The sequence below is a fragment of the Pasteurella canis genome (genome assembly GCF_020810675.1).
GTDB lineage: Bacteria > Pseudomonadota > Gammaproteobacteria > Enterobacterales > Pasteurellaceae > Pasteurella > Pasteurella canis.
In genome coordinates this window covers 893,427-911,778 of the sequence record NZ_CP085871.1, presented here as the reverse complement: position 1 = coordinate 911,778, position 18,352 = coordinate 893,427, and the positions used below count along the sequence as shown (strand labels likewise).

General features: G+C 36.6%; 14 protein-coding genes. 11 read left to right on the top strand and 3 right to left on the bottom strand.

Features of this window, described 5'->3' with window-relative positions:
* Positions 1 to 6: 6 nt before the first annotated feature.
* Positions 7 to 2,511: a translation initiation factor IF-2 gene (gene infB, locus K7G93_RS04305; RefSeq protein WP_226690531.1), complete on the top strand. Its 2,505-nt coding sequence runs from the start codon at positions 7 to 9 to the stop codon at positions 2,509 to 2,511.
* 179 nt (positions 2,512 to 2,690) lie between these two features.
* On the opposite strand, the gene K7G93_RS04300 is transcribed toward infB, so the two are convergent.
* Positions 2,691 to 3,461 (bottom strand): YidX family protein, encoded by a 771-nt coding sequence (locus K7G93_RS04300; protein WP_226690532.1) that lies wholly within the window; start codon positions 3,459 to 3,461, stop codon positions 2,691 to 2,693.
* A 210-nt stretch (positions 3,462 to 3,671) separates the two neighbouring features.
* Here K7G93_RS04300 and rbfA point away from each other — a divergent pair, with 210 nt between their 5' ends.
* On the top strand, positions 3,672 to 4,070 hold the full coding sequence (rbfA, locus tag K7G93_RS04295; RefSeq protein WP_049214129.1) for a 30S ribosome-binding factor RbfA: 399 nt from the start codon (positions 3,672 to 3,674) through the stop codon (positions 4,068 to 4,070).
* Entirely contained in the window at positions 4,070 to 4,990 is a 921-nt protein-coding gene (gene truB / locus K7G93_RS04290; protein WP_226690533.1) for a tRNA pseudouridine(55) synthase TruB, read from the top strand. Before rbfA ends, truB begins: the two co-directional genes overlap by 1 nt.
* 164 nt (positions 4,991 to 5,154) lie before the next feature.
* Here truB and tyrS read toward each other — a convergent pair whose 3' ends face one another.
* Positions 5,155 to 6,342: a tyrosine--tRNA ligase gene (gene tyrS, locus K7G93_RS04285; RefSeq protein WP_226690534.1), complete on the bottom strand. Its 1,188-nt coding sequence runs from the start codon at positions 6,340 to 6,342 to the stop codon at positions 5,155 to 5,157.
* Positions 6,343 to 6,604: 262 nt separating this feature from the next.
* Between tyrS and K7G93_RS04280 the strand changes: the two genes are divergently transcribed.
* The gene (locus K7G93_RS04280) at positions 6,605 to 9,943 is read left to right on the top strand and encodes a TonB-dependent receptor domain-containing protein (RefSeq protein WP_228400505.1); all 3,339 of its coding nucleotides are present in this window, start codon (positions 6,605 to 6,607) and stop codon (positions 9,941 to 9,943) included.
* A gap of 373 nt (positions 9,944 to 10,316) precedes the next feature.
* Here the strand turns inward: K7G93_RS04280 and sfsA are convergent, their stop codons facing one another.
* Positions 10,317 to 11,054: a DNA/RNA nuclease SfsA gene (gene sfsA / locus K7G93_RS04275; RefSeq protein WP_228400504.1), complete on the bottom strand. Its 738-nt coding sequence runs from the start codon at positions 11,052 to 11,054 to the stop codon at positions 10,317 to 10,319.
* Positions 11,055 to 11,347: 293 nt separating this feature from the next.
* Between sfsA and pntA the strand changes: the two genes are divergently transcribed.
* The 7 genes from pntA to yfbR all read left to right on the top strand — a co-directional run bounded on the left by pntA (position 11,348) and on the right by yfbR (position 18,333).
* Positions 11,348 to 12,877 carry a Re/Si-specific NAD(P)(+) transhydrogenase subunit alpha gene (gene pntA, locus K7G93_RS04270; protein WP_226690538.1) on the top strand — a complete coding sequence of 510 codons (1,530 nt, stop codon included), beginning with the start codon at positions 11,348 to 11,350 and terminating at the stop codon, positions 12,875 to 12,877.
* A 10-nt stretch (positions 12,878 to 12,887) separates the two neighbouring features.
* On the top strand, positions 12,888 to 14,312 hold the full coding sequence (gene pntB, locus K7G93_RS04265) for a Re/Si-specific NAD(P)(+) transhydrogenase subunit beta (RefSeq protein WP_226690539.1): 1,425 nt from the start codon (positions 12,888 to 12,890) through the stop codon (positions 14,310 to 14,312).
* A gap of 139 nt (positions 14,313 to 14,451) precedes the next feature.
* Complete coding sequence (locus K7G93_RS04260; protein ID WP_226690540.1) at positions 14,452 to 15,045, top strand: DNA glycosylase; 594 nt, start codon at positions 14,452 to 14,454, stop codon at positions 15,043 to 15,045.
* Between the two features lie 75 nt (positions 15,046 to 15,120).
* The gene (gene nrdR / locus K7G93_RS04255; RefSeq protein ID WP_049214142.1) at positions 15,121 to 15,570 is read left to right on the top strand and encodes a transcriptional regulator NrdR; all 450 of its coding nucleotides are present in this window, start codon (positions 15,121 to 15,123) and stop codon (positions 15,568 to 15,570) included.
* Positions 15,571 to 15,572: 2 nt separating this feature from the next.
* The gene (ribD, locus tag K7G93_RS04250; protein ID WP_226690541.1) at positions 15,573 to 16,706 is read left to right on the top strand and encodes a bifunctional diaminohydroxyphosphoribosylaminopyrimidine deaminase/5-amino-6-(5-phosphoribosylamino)uracil reductase RibD; all 1,134 of its coding nucleotides are present in this window, start codon (positions 15,573 to 15,575) and stop codon (positions 16,704 to 16,706) included.
* The gene (degS, locus tag K7G93_RS04245; protein WP_115322600.1) at positions 16,700 to 17,728 is read left to right on the top strand and encodes an outer membrane-stress sensor serine endopeptidase DegS; all 1,029 of its coding nucleotides are present in this window, start codon (positions 16,700 to 16,702) and stop codon (positions 17,726 to 17,728) included. Before ribD ends, degS begins: the two co-directional genes overlap by 7 nt.
* Positions 17,728 to 18,333 (top strand): 5'-deoxynucleotidase, encoded by a 606-nt coding sequence (gene yfbR / locus K7G93_RS04240; RefSeq protein WP_049214148.1) that lies wholly within the window; start codon positions 17,728 to 17,730, stop codon positions 18,331 to 18,333. Before degS ends, yfbR begins: the two co-directional genes overlap by 1 nt.
* Positions 18,334 to 18,352 lie beyond the last annotated feature (19 nt).

The following is an 18,352-nucleotide window of genomic DNA, read 5'->3' as shown; positions in this document are numbered from 1 at the left end:
GAAGATATGACAGATGATGTAAAAAAAGCCGATGGGGTAACCCCGAAGAAACTGAGCTTGCAGCGTAGAACGAAAACGACAGTAAGCACTACCGCAGGTGGTAAAGCAAAAGAAGTTCAAGTTGAGGTGCGTAAAAAACGTACTGTGCCAACAGATGCAGCGAAAAAAGCAGAAGAGGCTAAGTTAAAGGCAATTCAAGAAGCAGAAAGACTTGCAGCAGAGAAAGCGAAGAAAGAAGCAGAGGAGAAAGCACGTTTAGACGCTGAAAAAGCGAAGCAAATGAAAGCGGAAGAGGCTAAAAAAGCCCAACAAGCTGCCTCAGTTGCTGTTAAACCAGTTGATCCTGAAAAAGAGAAACGCCGTACAGAAGAGGCTGAATTACGTCGTAAGGCGGATGAATTAGCTCGCCAAAAAGCAGAAGAATTAGCGCGTAAAGCAGCTGAAGAGGCTAAACGTTATGCAGAATTAGCTGATGATGATTTTGACTCAACAACTTCAGAAGATTATGCCGATTATAACTTAACTTCTAGTTATGCGCGTGAAGCAGAAGATGAAGAAGCTCGCCGTAAAGAAAGTCGTAATCGTGGCGGTAAAAATAAAGTTGTAAAAGCGAAAAAAGGTGGTCGCGAAGAAGAAAGTTCAAAAAATGAACGTGAATCTAATCGTCGTAATCAAAAAGACGGTAAAGGCGGCAAAGGTAAAAATGCGAAAAAAGGTAGTGCGTTACAACAGGCATTTACAAAACCTGCACAAGCAGTCAATCGTGATGTTGTGATTGGTGAAACGATTACTGTCGCAGAGTTAGCAAACAAAATGGCGGTCAAAGCAACAGAAGTCATCAAAACTATGATGAAAATGGGTGCAATGGCAACGATTAACCAAGTGATTGACCAAGAAACTGCACAACTTGTTGCAGAAGAAATGGGGCATAAAGTTATTCTTCGTAAAGAAAATGAACTAGAAGAATCTGTTATGAGTGATCGTGATCTGGATGCAGAATTAGTTACTCGTGCTCCTGTTGTCACCATTATGGGCCATGTAGACCATGGTAAAACTTCATTACTTGACTATATTCGTAAAGCTAAAGTTGCATCAGGCGAAGCTGGCGGTATTACACAACATATTGGTGCATATCATGTTGAAACGGATGGTAAAATGATTACCTTCTTAGATACACCAGGACATGCTGCATTTACGTCTATGCGTGCACGTGGTGCAAAAGCAACAGACATTGTTGTTCTCGTTGTTGCTGCAGATGATGGTGTAATGCCCCAAACCATAGAGGCTATCCAACATGCGAAAGCTGCGGGTGTACCAATCGTTGTTGCGGTAAATAAAATTGATAAGCCAGAGGCAAATCCAGAACGTGTTGAAACGGAATTATTACAACATGAAGTTGTTGCAGAAAAATTTGGTGGTGATACACAATTTGTTTATGTTTCTGCGAAAAAAGGAACGGGTGTTGATGAGCTCCTAGAAGCGATTTTATTACAATCAGAAGTGCTTGAATTAACAGCTGTGAAAGATGGGATGGCAACGGGGGTTGTAATCGAATCTTATCTTGATAAAGGACGTGGTCCAGTTGCAACTATTCTTGTTCAATCAGGTACGTTACATCGTGGAGATATTGTACTTTGTGGCTTTGAATATGGTCGTGTGCGTGCGATGCGTAATGAAAATGGTAAAGAAGTAGCAAGTGCAGGACCTTCAATTCCAGTAGAAGTATTGGGTTTATCAGGTGTACCAGCAGCGGGTGATGAGGCTACAGTTGTACGTGATGAGAAGAAAGCTCGTGAAGTCGCATTATACCGTCAGGGTAAATTCCGTGAAGTCAAGCTAGCACGCCAACAAAAAGCGAAATTAGAAAATATGTTTACTAACATGGCTGAAGGTGATGTTGCTGAGTTGAATGTGATTGTGAAAGCTGATGTACAAGGCTCAGTAGAAGCTATTGTTCAATCCTTACATGAACTTTCAACTGATGAAGTTAAAGTCAAAGTAGTGGGGTCTGGTGTTGGTGGTATCACTGAAACAGATGCTACTTTAGCTGCAGCTTCAAATGCAATTGTTGTTGGCTTTAACGTACGTGCAGATGCTTCAGCACGCCGTATTATTGAATCAGAAAGTATTGATTTGCGTTATTACTCAATCATTTATGAACTGTTAAATGAAATTAAAGCGGCCATGAGTGGTATGTTACAACCTGAATTTAAGCAAGAAATTATAGGTCTTGCTGAAGTACGTGATGTATTCCGCCATCCAAAATTTGGTGCGATTGCAGGTTGTATGGTGACAGAAGGTATTGTGAAACGTAATAATCCAATCCGTGTACTGCGAGATAACGTGGTTATTTTTGAAGGTGAACTTGAGTCATTACGTCGCTTTAAAGATGATGTGGCAGAAGTGCGCAATGGTATGGAATGTGGTATTGGTGTGAAAAACTACAACGATGTAAAAGTTGGTGACCAGATTGAAGTCTTTGAAGTAGTTGAGATCAAACGTACCATCTAATTTTTCTTAATAATTGAAAAACGGATAGCATTAAAAGCTATCCGTTTTTTATTGATATCAGTAAAACAATTTAAGATAGTTGCTTTAATATTTCAAAAAAGTCACCGCACTTTTACTTAGGTGTTTACACTTTAAGGGGATGGATTTTGAACCCAATTTAAGGGGATATTTTTTTAGTTTTATTTGCAAATAAAGCCATCGCTTTGACCAATACAAGCTGCTCGTAATCCTATATAGGCAGGAACAGCTAAAATACCCGTAGCGACATCAGCTAAAGCAGCAAATGGTGTCAGTAATATTGTGCTTGTACTTGGTTTTTTTGAGGCTGGGATATATTCAATATAAGTATGTATTTCAACTGTTTCATTGAAAGAATAACTATGTTTAGCCATGTAATTTACTCCTGTTTTTGGTAAATAACGTTGCCCTACTAACGGGACTTCTCTGGACCAAATTTTCTTTTCTTTATCTAGTTTTGCTAAGTCAATTTTATCTTTATATTGGTTTACCATAGTAGATAGTCCTCTTTTATAAGATTTATCTTTAAACCCTAGCTTACTGGCTATTTGCTGGTTTTTTTTATTTAACTGACTTATATCTAAGACGAGGTAAAGACTGGTAACGATTTCAGAAGGTGTTTCTTTTATACTTTCAATAATGCCTATTTGTGAGTAAATATGTTGTTTGAAAGGTAATTTCATTAATTGAGCAATCAGTTGTTTATCTTTTGAATTTTGTTCTTCCAAAAGATAGTGGTATTTTTCACCAAATACAGCAATTTTTTTATCAGGTGTTAAACCAAAGAAGTAAATATTGTCTTTTTCAACGTTAAAACGCACAATATCAGATTGTTCATCTTTGTCATGTAGGGTCTCTGTCAGGCCCCCTGTACAGCTAATCAGCAACAAGCTAGATAAGAAAACGAAGAAACTCTGTTTGAAAAAATTCATAAAAGCTCCCAGATTGTTGAGAAATCGTTTATACCATAAACATTTTACTGAAAATAAGCAATCTTCAGATGAACTGTTTTCTTTTTATACAACAATAAAAAACGGAATAGAAAAATGGGATAAGCTCTCTAGATAATGCAGTTAGTTGTGTTAAAAAAGAGGTATTTATGCCAAAATATGTGGTTTAAATGGAAAAGAAAGGAAAAGCAAATGGCAAGAGAATTTAAACGTAGTGATCGTGTTGCACAAGAAATTCAAAAAGAAATCGCAGTTATTTTACAACGAGAAGTTAAAGATCCTCGTATTGGCATGGTAACTGTTTCTGATGTAGAAGTATCAAGCGATCTTGCATATGCAAAAGTCTTTGTGACATTCTTATTTGATCACGATGAAGCAGCAATTGAAACTGGTATGAAAGGGTTAGAGAAAGCTTCACCTTATATTCGTAGTTTGCTTGGTAAAGCAATGCGTCTGCGTATTGTGCCAGAAATCCGTTTTGTTTATGACCGCTCTTTAATTGAAGGTATGCGTATGTCAAACTTAGTGACAAATGTAGTACGTCAAGATGAAGAACGTCATGTTGATGATGTTATGTTTGAGGAAAAATAATGTCGAAACCTCGTAAACGTGGGCGTGATATTGATGGTGTGTTTTTACTTGATAAACCACAAGGTATCAGCTCAAATGACATTATGCAAAAAGTTAAGCATCTCTTCCAAGCCAATAAAGCAGGACATACTGGAGCATTAGATCCATTGGCAACAGGTATGTTGCCAATTTGTTTCGGGGAGGCGACAAAGTTTTCGCAATTTTTACTTGATGCAGATAAACGCTATCAAGTCACAGCGAAATTAGGTGAGCGTACGGATACTTCTGATGCAGAAGGACAAGTAGTGCAAGTACGTCCTGTGAATATCACTGAAACAGATATTCTTACTGCATTACCACATTTTCGAGGTAATTTGCTGCAAGTACCGACAATGTTTTCTGCATTAAAGCATAAAGGAAAACCGCTATATGAATATGCTCGAGCGGGTATCACTGTGGAGCGAGAGGCTCGTCCAATTACGATCTTTGAATTAACTTTTATTGGATACCAAGCACCCTATTTAACTTTAGAAGTACATTGTTCAAAAGGAACTTATATTCGTACGTTAATAGATGATTTAGGCGAATATTTAGGCTGTGGTGCTCATGTGACAGTATTACGCCGTACTGCTGTTGCGGATTATCCTATTGAAGCTATGATAGATTTTAATCATTTAAAAATATTATCTGAGCAGCAAGATCTTGTCCTGCTTGACCAATATTTATTACCAGTGGACAGTGCAGTCTCTAAATTATCAGTATTAACTTTAACAGAACAACAAAGTAAAGCGATTAGCTTTGGTCAACGTGTAAAATTTGATAATGTTCAGCAAATTTATGGACAAGTTCGTTTATTTACAGAGCAAAAGCAATTCTTAGGGGTAGCTATTGTTGATGAAAATAATGTGATTCACCCACAACGGCTTATTGCACAGAGTTAACTCACAAGAGCTAAAAGATCATTCAGTTAGTCTCTACTTTTTCTCTATTGACTTGATTCTGCGGTATATGACCGCCTTATATTTCACTAAAATAATAAAGACAGCTTTTGCTGTCTTTATTGTACTCATTAAGAGTAGTGACTTTTTTAAGCGTTTTATCACTTTTATTTAACGGTCACACGTGCAAATTTACGTTTCCCCACTTGATATACTGCGCTACTTGATGTAATCACTAATTTTGCATCTTCGATTTTTTTACCGTCAATTTTTACACCACCTTGCTGAACCATACGATTTGCTTCAGAAGTAGATGAAACTAAGCCTGCCTCTTTTAGTAAGTTTGCTAAGCTGATCTCACCTTCAAAAGTAAACTCTGGCATTTCATCAGGCATAGCACCTTTTTGGAAACGGTTAATAAATGTTTGCTCTGCCGCATCAGCATCAGCTTGTGAATGAAAACGTGCAATGATTTCTTTAGCAAGTAAAACTTTTATATCACGTGGATTACGACCTTTTTCTACGTCTTGTTTCAGTTGTGCGATTTCAGTTAATGGACGGAAAGAAAGTAAATTGTACCAATCCCACATTAGCTCATCAGAAATTGACATCACTTTACCAAACATTTCGTTTGGTGCTTCTGTCACACCAATATAGTTACCAAGTGATTTAGACATTTTTTTCTCACCATCTAATCCCACTAATAATGGTAAAGTAATCGCAACTTGAGGTTTTTGACCTGTTGATTTTTGTAGCTCGCGTCCTACAAGTAGATTGAATTTTTGGTCTGTACCACCTAATTCAATATCTGCTTCTAAAGCAACAGAATCATAGCCCTGTAGTAAAGGATAAATAAATTCATGAATGGCAATTGGCTGATTGTGACTAAAACGTTTTTTGAAATCGTCACGTTCTAGCATTCGAGCAACTGTATAATTGGATGTTAAACGGATCATCCCTTCTGTGCCTAGTTCACCAAGCCAGCTTGAATTAAAGACAATACGCGTTTTTTGCGGATCTAAAATTTTATAGATTTGTTGTTTATAAGTTTCAGCATTGCGTAAGACATCTTCACGACTAAGCGGTGGGCGAGTACTATTTTTACCTGAAGGATCTCCAACCATGCCAGTAAAGTCACCTATCAAGAATATTACTTCATGTCCAAATTGCTGAAATTGGCGTAATTTATTTAATACGACAGTATGACCAAGATGAATATCAGGAGCGGTTGGATCTGCACCTAATTTGACGCGTAAAGGTCGATTTTCTTTTAATTTCTCGATTAAATCAGTTTCAGAAAGAATTTCATCTACACCGCGTTTCAGTTCAGCGAGAACCGTATTGATATCTGTCATTGTTGTATCCTGTACTATCCAATATAAAACTCTACATTATAGTGATTATTCAATAAATGAAAAGTCTGAGCTAAGTTTTATTTCTGATTGATATGACTAAGCCGTGTAATAATTGATAGTTTCCATTTTGGTAGCGTTTACAAATTTAACATTTTTTTGTGCGTTTCTTCACAAAAATAACATAGCAAAATTGAATTAATAATCACCTAAAAATAAAATAAGAATCATTATCATTTTCTATTTTATTTTTTGGAGATTATTTGTGAAAGCAAAAAAAACATTTACTTATGCATTGAATACAAAGAGTATTGCTACAGCACTATTATTATTTTTATTCAATATTTCTCAATCTAATGCGACAACTTTAGAGACCATAGTAGTAGAAGATGTCTCAGAAAATAAAGGTATAGCTGGTAAAGATAACGTCTTTCTTAAAGATCAAGTCACTGAATATAAAAGCAAAAAAGAAATTGAAACCTTTCATCATCATTCTGTAGCTGATTTAATCAGTGGTGTGACAGGGGTTTATAGTGGTGATGCTCGTAATGGTGGGGCAATTGATCCTATTATACGTAGCACTTGGGGACAAGGGCGTATTCCTGTTTTAGTCGATGATACAGAGCAAGCAATTACTATTTGGCGTGGTTATTCTGGCGTAAATAATCGAAACTATTTAGATCCTTTTTTAATCAGTGAGGTTAATGTAGAAAAAGGACCAAATTTAGACCGCTCTTTACGTACAGGGGCGGGGGGAACAGTTCGTATGAAAACATTAAATGCGGATGATATTATTAAACCAGGTAAAAAATGGGGAATTGAGCTAAAAACAGAAACTGCGAATAATTCAATTAAAGCTCGACCTTACCAGGGGGCAGTGATGGGACAAGACTATCGTTTGGCTGCGCCAGATGGGAGTGCAGAATTAGGGGAGTGGGCTGTTTATTTTAAAAATAACGAGCATATTTTAGCTCGTAATAAAGGGAGAAATAAATTTTTTAATGATAATGCTGCGAGGATTGCTGTTGCTGCGAAAGATGAAAATTATGAAGTGTTAGCTGCTTATGCTTATCGTACAAAAGGGAATTATTTTTCAGGTAAACGAGGTGGCAATAAATATGGAGAGGATTTAAAAACACCACCAAACTATGAGTTAATAAATTCTGACGATCCGTATATTCCTTTAATAGCAAAAATCTATCATCCCGGTAAAGAGGTACCCAATACTTCCTATCATAGTAACTCTTGGTTATTAAAAGGAAAATTAAATTTAACGGATACAGCATCTGTGAGTGCTAATGTTCGTCATTCAAAAATTAATTATGGTGATATTATGCCTTCTCGTTTGGGGACTGTGTTAACCCGTGATGATGGGGCTGTGCGTGAATGGCCGTTAGCAAATGTAAAACAAACGACAGCTAGTGTTGATTTTGCTTACAACCCAGCAGATAACAAATGGATTGATTTAAAAATAGGTGTTTGGGCAGTTTGGAATAGAACAGAAACAAATACCTCTGGAGGTTCGCCTGGTGATGTTATTTTTTATGATAAAAATTGGGGTTATAAACGTCTTGATGTATTTGATATTGTTGGCGAACGAGAAAATATTGAAAACTTAGAAAGTATTCTGCATACATTACCACTCGAAAAGCAAAAATATTACCAAAATTTATTATTTGAAGAAGTAAAAAAAATGGCACGTGAATATCTTAAGTCTGGTGATGCTGTGCCTAACTTAAATGGCTTATTAAATACTCAACGTGCACAAGTACAATTTGCTCGTGACAATCATCAAGGGATTACTTTTAGTAACCGATTTGCTTTACATCCAAAATTAAATTTCGATGTGATGGCGAATTATCGTCGTGAAACTTTAGATAGTACGAATGTATATGATCTTTGGAATAAATATAATATGACACGCGAAACCTGGGAAGAGTCCGAGCATATTTGTTTAGATAAAGATAAATATGGTGCGAAGGCGGATTATATCTGCCGTGCAGATAATGGTGCAAAATCAGGTAACCGCAAAGGGAAACGTAATGAATTTACCGCAGGATTTAAATTTGAATATATGCCAACAGATTGGCTAATACTCACTGCAGGAATGAAATATACACATTATAAATCGAAAGATATTGGTTTACAGGAAAAAATTAAAGATTTAAGACCAGAAGATCGTATTTATGCGGGACGTATTCCATTCAGTTATCGTAAATATAAAGAATATGGTTTTTTTACTCTAGAACAAATGAAAAATTATAACAATTATCACATGAAAGACGATTTAGGAGCAAAATTGCGTAATCAATTTAGTGAACTCTATGGTGAGCAAGACCCTATTTTTCATACTGATGACCCTAAATATTTGTTACCTAACGGTGAGTTTAATGAGGATAAATACTTACAGGATGTGGAAGCGTTTAATCAATTTCATGAAAAATATTTAGCAGATAATGGTTATGTTGCGCCAACAGAAGCAGAAATTGAGGCGAAAGACTTAGATCCTTGGGAGGGTGAAGCAACCACAATCTATTGGGAGCGTGATCAATATGGGCGATTTTCTCCTGATAGTTTTCCGCTTAATGACGGCCGTATTACTAAACAAATGTTAACGGAAAAAATGAAACATCCACTAACGGGTGAAGAAGTTTATCGACATCAAATCGGAATGGGAGATCCTACAAAACCTGAACGTATTCCATTGACAGCGGCACAATGGGAAAAAATGAAAAAAGCCGAGCGTAAAGCTCATGCTTGGGCACCTAGTTTTGGCGCTACCGTATTTTTGAGTCCAAATATTCGAATTTATGCACGTTATGATGAAACAAAACGGATGCCAAGTATTTTTGAAGATACAATTGGTTATTCGATTGATATTTTAACGCCGTTCTATCAACGTAAACCTGAACACAGTAAAAATATTGAAATTGGTTATGTACATGATTTACGTGGATTTTTCCCGAATTTAGAACGTGCAGATCTCCGTTTTAACTGGTATCGTAATACAACTTATAATATTTTCGATCGTGATGAAACTTATGAAATGAAGCAATTTGATAAGCGTATTTTAGAGGGTATTGAATTACAAGTTCGTTATGATCAAGGTAATTTCTTTGGCGATTTAGGAGTAAGTTACAATATCAAAAACAAATTCTGTGATCGTGGTTCTGCTATTACGGATGGTGGTTTTATGCATAATAATAAACTGAATACGATGCCTGTTTGTGTTAATGGTGGGAACGAGAATGGATACTTAAAAAATACTATTTTACCAAAATATTCGATAACATCTAATTTAGGCATTCGCTTATTAGAGCGTAAGTTAGAGTTAGGTACACGTATGGTATATCATACTAATGTAAAAGAAACACGTAATAAATCATTACGTGATGCTGGTTGGTTTGCCAACACTAATAACAACCCTCGTTGGCAGCCTGTATTCTTAATTGATGCTTATTTGAACTATCGTATTAATGAGAATCTGTCAGTATCACTTTCGACGACTAACTTAACTGATCGTTATTATCTCGATCCAATGACTAAATCTTCAATGCCAGCACCAGGTAGAACGATTAAATTTGGATTAACAGCGAATTTCTAATCGTCTTCTTATAGATAAAAAGCAAATTGTGTTGTCAAAATTTGCTTTTTTTATGTTATAGGATGAGTATTTTATTCTCTTTAAATAGATGATATTACTTATGGAGTACTCTGCTCACTAGATAACAAGCTGTTTAAACTGGCATTCACTTTGTCCTTGTTATAATTATGAATAGAGACGCATGTAGTAAATTGTTATTTTAATTAAAGGCTCAAAGTGCACCCAGTTTTTTAAAAATTTTGCATAAAAAAAACGCCTCTTTGTGGGGGGAGGAGGCGTTCAAATGTTGGAGTGATTATCTATTGTTGTTTGAATGTTGTAAATGATAATTGTTATCAAAAATAAAGTCAATAGATTTTAATGAAAATTATTATCAAATAGCGGGTTGTTTTTTGCTACCAATATAACTTACTGAATTTGTAAGAGAAAGTGATACTGGTTTTTTATTATCAAAAGTAAATTCACTTGCATAAGCATAGACTTCAACACCTTGCTGAACAGCTTCAAGTAATAATTTATTATATTCAGGATCAATGTATTCTGCGACTTTAAAACAATCAAAACCATTATGTAAGCCTGCAAAAAAGACTACTGCACGATGTCCCTGTTTTTTCATTGCTATTAATTCACGTAAATGTTTTTGTCCACGTGTTGTGACAGCGTCAGGAAACATTCCAATTGTATTTTTCACTAATGTTACTGATTTGACTTCCATATAGCAATCAGGTAGAGCATCACCTTTTAATAAAAAATCAATACGGCTATTTTCTTCGCCATATTTGACTTCAGGGAAAATTTGGTCATACATCGCTAATTCTTTAATTTGTTTATTTTGTAAGGCTTCTAACGTTAGCTGATTAGAACGGTGAGTGTTAATACACACCATATTACCATTTTTAAGCTGAGTTAATTCCCATGAGTGAGGATATTTGCGCGTTTGGCTGTCAGAATGCGAATACCACACAATATCACCCGTATCACCACAACCCGTCATTGCTCCTGTATTAGCACAATGAATTGTTAAAATTTCACCATTCTCAAGTTGTACATCAGCAAGAAAACGTTTGTAACGACGAACAAGAATTGCGAATTGTAGTGTGGGGAGTTGCATAAAAATACCTATAAAGCATTTGAAAAAAGAGTGCTATATTGCTGAATTTTTTTATTTATAGCAAGTAAAAATATGAGAAGTGGCGACCGCACTTAAGTATGTTTTTTTAAGAAATTTCTATTTTAATAATAAGTAGTTAAATAGATTTTTTTAAATAATAGAGGAAATTGATAAAAACTTTTGCAACTTTAAAACGATAAGTGGTAAATTGAGACAGTTTTGACTTTTTGTCATCTTTTAGGGGAGTAAAATATTTACTCAAAATTATCATCAATCAATTTGAAGGAAACATTATGTTAATTGGTGTACCTAGAGAACTGCTTGATAATGAAAGTCGTGTGGCGGCAACGCCAAAAACTGTGCAGCAAATTTTAAAGCTTGGCTTTGAAATGATTGTTGAATATAACGCAGGTTTTAAAGCGAGTTTTGAAGATCAAGCATTTGCAGCAGCAGGCGCAAAACTTGGCTCAGCAGAGCAGGTTTGGCAGTCAGATATTATTTTTAAAGTTAATGCACCAACAGATGCAGAAATTGCTTTAATAAAAGAAGGGGCGACTTTAGTTAGTTTTATTTGGCCTGCACAAAATCCAGAGTTGATGGAAAAATTAACCTCGAAGAAAATTAATGTGCTTGCAATGGACGCTGTACCACGTATCTCGCGTGCACAGTCATTAGATGCATTAAGTTCGATGGCAAACATTGCGGGTTATCGTGCAGTTGTGGAAGCAGCTCACGAGTTTGGTAGTTTCTTTACTGGGCAAATAACGGCTGCGGGTAAGGTTCCACCTGCAAAAGTGCTAGTGATTGGTGCAGGTGTGGCTGGTTTAGCGGCAATCGGTGCTGCAAACAGTTTAGGTGCAATCGTACGTGCGTTTGACTCTCGTCCTGAAGTGAAAGAACAGGTTGAAAGTATGGGTGCAAGTTTCCTTGAGATTAATTTCCAAGAGGAAGGTGGTAGTGGTGATGGTTATGCTAAAGTCATGTCGGAAGAATTTAACCGTCGTGCACTTGCTCTATATGCAGAACAAGCGAAAGAAGTCGATATTATTATCACGACAGCTTTAATTCCAGGTAAACCTGCGCCACGTTTAATCACTAAAGAAATGGTGGAATCAATGAAACCAGGTTCTGTGATTGTGGATTTAGCAGCAGCGACAGGCGGTAACTGCGAGTTATCAAAAGCGGGCGAAGTAGTTGTGACAGATAACCAAGTGAAAATCATTGGTTATACTGACTTACCAAGCCGTTTACCAACCCAATCTTCTCAACTTTACGGTACAAACTTAGTCAATTTACTGAAATTATTGTGTAAAGAAAAAGACGGTAAGATCAATATTGATTTTGAAGATGTGGTGTTACGTGGTGTCACTGTGATTCGTGAAGGCGAAGTCACTTGGCCAGCACCGCCAATTAAAGTCTCTGCACAGTCACAAAAAGCGAAAGCTGCACCAGTAGAGAAAAAAGAAGAAAAACCAACTGATCCTCGCGTGAAATATGGCGTGATGGCAGGCGCAGCAGCGTTGTTTATGGCAATCGCAGCCGTTGCACCAGCAGCGTTTTTATCACATTTCACCGTATTCGTATTGGCTTGTGTAGTGGGTTATTACGTGGTTTGGAATGTCAGCCACGCATTACATACACCACTTATGGCAGTAACCAATGCAATTTCAGGCATTATCATTGTGGGTGCATTATTACAAATTGCACAAGGTAACTTTTTTATTAGCATCTTAGCATTTATTGCTATTTTAGTCGCAAGTATCAATATTTTCGGGGGATTCAAAGTCACCCAACGTATGCTTGCCATGTTTAGAAAAGATTAAGGAGTAAGCAATGTCTGAAGGTTTAGTACAAGCTGCTTATATCGTTGCAGCATTACTTTTCATTATGAGCTTAGCTGGCCTTTCTAAACATGAAACGGCAAAAGCGGGTTGTTGGTATGGTATTGTCGGTATGACAATAGCTTTAGTCGCAACAATTTTTGGTCCAGAATCTAAAGGAACTCTCTGGATTTTAATTGCGATGGCAATTGGTGCTGTGATTGGTATCAAACGAGCATTAAAAGTTGAAATGACAGAAATGCCTGAGCTTGTGGCTATTTTACACAGCTTTGTGGGGTTAGCTGCTGTGCTAGTTGGTTTTAATAGCTATGGTTTACATCATGAAGCTGTAATGCCAGAAAATTTAGATGCTGCAGCACAGGCAGCATTTTTAGCTGAACAACAAGTATTAAGCAATATCCACAATGTGGAAGTATTCCTTGGTATTTTTATTGGTGCTGTTACCTTTACGGGTTCTGTTGTTGCATTCGGTAAATTACGTGGGATTATTGATTCTAAAGCATTAACTTTGCCGCATCGTCATAAATTGAATTTAGCGGCAATTATTGTATCTGCCTTATTAATGATGTCATTCTTAAATAGCCCAGAAAATATCTTCCCTGTGTTATTGATGACAGCTATTGCCTTAGCATTTGGTTGGCATTTAGTTGCATCAATCGGTGGTGCGGATATGCCAGTTGTTGTGTCAATGTTGAACTCTTATTCTGGTTGGGCAGCAGCTGCAGCAGGCTTTATGCTAAGCAATGACTTGTTAATTGTAACGGGTGCGTTAGTAGGTTCATCAGGTGCGATTCTTTCTTATATTATGTGTAAAGCAATGAACCGCTCTTTCATCAGTGTGATCGCTGGTGGTTTCGGTAACGATCCAGTTGCAAGTAGTGATGAAGAACAAGGTGAACATCGAGAAACGACAGCAGAAGAAGTGGCTGAATTACTTAAAAACTCAAGCTCGGTAATTATCACGCCTGGATATGGTATGGCAGTAGCACAAGCTCAGTATCCTGTCGCAGAAATTACACAGAAATTACGTGAGCGTGGTGTAAATGTACGTTTTGGTATTCACCCTGTTGCAGGTCGTTTACCAGGTCATATGAACGTATTACTTGCAGAAGCGAAAGTGCCTTACGATATCGTATTAGAAATGGATGAAATTAATGAAGATTTTTCCGATACAGATACGGTATTGGTCATTGGCGCAAATGACACTGTAAACCCAGCGGCAATGGACGATCCAAATAGCCCAATTGCAGGTATGCCTGTATTAGAAGTATGGAAAGCGCAAAACGTAATTGTATTCAAACGTTCAATGAATACAGGTTATGCTGGTGTACAAAATCCGTTATTCTTTAAAGACAATACCCAAATGTTATTTGGTGATGCGAAAGATCGTGTGGACGATATTTTGAAAGCATTATAAAAACTTATAATGAATTAACCGCACTTTAAAAGTGCGGTTTTTTATTTATAAAATAATGATGATAACAAATTTAAAACCTTATGTTTTATTTTGTTAAATAATACAAATGACCAAATAAAAATTTGAAAAGTGAAGTACGATGAAAACAATTGAAATACACCCATTTCCACCTATTTTCCCTGCACATGCTAAAGTCATGATGATGGGGACTTTCCCGCCTAAAGAAGATAAACGTTGTATGCACTTTCATTATCCTAATTTTCAAAATGATATGTGGCGGATTTATGGTTTAGTTTTTTTTAATGATGCGACTTATTTTCAAGTAAAAGATGAAAAACGTTTTGATCCTATACGTATTGAGGTGTTTTTACGTGAATGGGGGATTGGATTATGTTCCACAATCCATAGTGCCATTCGTGAAAAGGATAATGCATCGGATAAGTTTTTAACGGTAGTTGAACCTGTAAATCTAGTTGAGGCTCTAGCACAAGTACCTGATTGCCGCTGGTTATTCACTACAGGGGGAAAAGCAACGGAAACATTGTTAAGTCTGCTACCAGAAAAAATATTACCACCGAAAACTAATCAATTTATTACATTTTGTTATGCAGGTCGTGAGTTAAATTTATATCGTTTGCCCTCAACATCAAGAGCCTATCCAATGAGTTTACTGGATAAAGCAAAAGCCTATCATCATTTTTTTGAGTTAGCAGGGATCTTGGCTAAAGAGTAAAATAATTCATCGTCAATAAATCTAAACTTTGTTAAGATAAACCTCATTTTACTGATTATTTTGCAAGGAGACGCTATGCATTGCCCTTTTTGTTCTACAGAAGAAACTAAAGTCATTGACAGTCGTTTGGTGTCCGATGGTTATCAAGTTCGCCGCCGTCGTGAATGTGGAAATTGTCATGAGCGTTTTACTACATTTGAAACAGCAGAATTAATCGTACCAAAAATTATTAAGAATGATGGTACTCGTGAGCCTTTTAATGAAGATAAATTGAGACGTGGGATTCAGCATGCCTTAGAAAAACGGCCAGTCAGCGCAGATGATGTAGAACAAGCGATTAGCCGTATTATGCATCTTTTACGGACAACTGGTGAGCGTGAAGTTCCAAGTAAATTAGTCGGGACTTTGGCAATGGAAGAATTAAAAAAATTAGACAAAGTTGCTTATATCCGTTTTGCCTCAGTGTATTTAAGTTTTGATGATATTAAACAATTTAGTAAAGAAATTGAGAATTTAAGGGATTAGGAATGAGCGAGTTTAGCGCACAAGATGTTGTATTTATGCAAATAGCATTGGATCTTGCACAGCAAGGGCAATTTACAACGACACCTAATCCTTCAGTCGGCTGTGTTATTGTAAAGGCTGGACATATTGTGGGAAAAGGGTTTCATTTTAAAGCAGGAGAGCCACATGCAGAGGTAATGGCATTGCGAGAAGCTGGTGAAAATGCACGTGGCGCAACAGCTTATGTAACGTTAGAACCCTGTTCACATTTTGGGCGTACGCCACCTTGTGCAAAAGGGCTGATTGAAGCGGGTGTCGTTAAAGTCGTCAGTGCAATGCATGATCCAAATCCACAAGTTGCGGGCAAGGGATTGCAAATGCTAACAGAGAATGGGATTGAAAGTGCGGTTGGGTTATTGGCAGAAAAAGCAGAATGGCTTAATCGTGGTTTTTTGAAACGTATGCGTACGGGAAAACCCTTTGTACAATTAAAAATGGCGATGAGCTTAGATGGGCGTACTGCACTAGCAAATGGAGAAAGTAAATGGATCACTAATGCTTTATCTCGTGCGGATGTACAAACAGAGCGTGCGAAAGCATCGGCAATTTTATCTACTAGCCAAACGGTGATCGCAGATGATCCTTTGTTAAATGTTCGTTGGGAACAGCTACCTGAGGAAACGCAACAGATTTATCCAATAGCAAATTTACGTCAGCCTATACGTGTAATTTTAGACTCACAGCATCAAGTTAAAGCGACACAATGCCTATTTGAAATTGAATCGCCTGTTTGGTTAGTGGGTAAAAACACAAGAGATCTTACAGGTTATCCAAATTTTTGTACACATATTCAGTTAGCGGACAGCACACAATATTTACACGATCTTTTATTTGAATTAGGTCGGCGCCAAATAAATACATTATGGATTGAAGCAGGGGCGACTTTGGCAGGTTCATTAATTGAACAAAATTTAGTGGATGAGCTAATTATTTATACAGCCCCAAAATTACTTGGTGATGATGCAAGAGGGTTATGTAAACTTACAAATTTAACTCAGCTTTCTGATGCGACTTTATGGAAACTACATTCTATTGAGCGATTTGGCGATGACATTAAATCTATTTATCATCCAATAGTTACGGAGAAAAAATGTTAAGAAAACTTATTCGTTCGGCAGTGATTGGATTAGCTTGTGCTGTATTTATTTTAGTCGCACTACCGAAATTGAATCATTTGAATTTTTTCCAATCTGAGCCAATGTCTTTTAAGGATGCTGTACGCATTGCTTCACCTGCTGTTGTGAATGTTTACAATCGTGCATTCTCTGCAAATAGTGGGGATCAACTTGAGGTGGGTAATCTAGGATCTGGTGTCATTATGTCGAAAGATGGTTATATTTTGACAAATAAACATGTGATTCAAAATGCAGATCAGATTGTTGTAGCATTGCAAAATGGACAGCTTTTTGATGCGAGTTTAATTGGATCTGACAGCTTGACTGATTTAGCTGTCTTAAAAATTCGTGCTGATAATTTATCTACGATTCCACAAAATCCTAAACGTCAAATACATGTTGGTGATATAGCATTAGCTATTGGTAATCCTTACAACTTAGGGCAAAGTGTTTCACAAGGGATTATTAGTGCTGTTGGGCGTAATGCAGTAGGTGATTCTGTAGGGCGCCAAAATTTTATTCAGACAGATGCGTCTGTTAATCGTGGTAATTCAGGAGGTGCACTAATTAATTCATTAGGTGAGTTAATCGGGATTAATACGTTGAGTATCGGTAAAACCTCTAATGAAATTGCAGAAGGATTAAATTTTGCCATTCCGATTGATCTTGCTAATGATATTATGAAAAAAATCATTCGTGATGGGCGAGTGATTCGAGGCTATTTTGGTGTGCAAAGTGATATTTTCTTCAGCAATGGACAAGGTGTAAATATTGAGAAAGGGATCTTAATTACTAATGTAAGCCCAGAGAGTCCAGCGGGAAAAGCCGGCGTTAAAGCGGGGGATATTATTTTGAAAGTAGGGGATATCGAAGCAATTTCGCCAGCACAAATGATGCAAGTTATCAGTAACACTCGACCAAATACAAAATTGAATGTAGTCATTTTACGCTTGGGTAAACAAATTGAGTTACCTGTAGTAATAGAAGAATATCCGATTAATTAATGATGTCAGAAATAAAAATTCAAACAAGCCACTTTTTTGCCTGTTTAGATCGATTGCGATTAATTCAACGTTGGTCTTTAATGCGTAATATCGAAAAAGAAAATTTAGCCGAACATAGCCTACAAGTAGCTTTTGTCGCACATATTTTAGCATTGGTTAAAAATAAGTTTTACCAAGGTAATGTTAATCCAGAGAAAATTGCTGTTATTGCTATGTACCATGACACATCTGAAATTTTTACTGGTGATTTACCTACGCCTATTAAATATTTTAATGCAGAAATTACACAAGCTTATAAGCAAATTGAAAGTGCTGCTGAATTGCATCTGCTTTCTTTATTACCTGAAGCGCTACAATCAGAATTTACGCCTTATCTCAATTCACAAGCAATTTCTAATGAAGAAAAACATATAGTCAAACAAGCAGATTTAATCTGCGCTTATATTAAAGCACAATTTGAATTAGAAAATGGTAATCAAGAATTTAAAGCAGCCAAAATACGTTTAGAAAAATTAATGAATCAATGGCATAGCCAAGAGATGGATTATTTTATTCAAGTGTTTATTCCAAGCTTTGGTAAACCGATAGATGAAATTACTTTATAAAAAAGGACAGATTAAATAT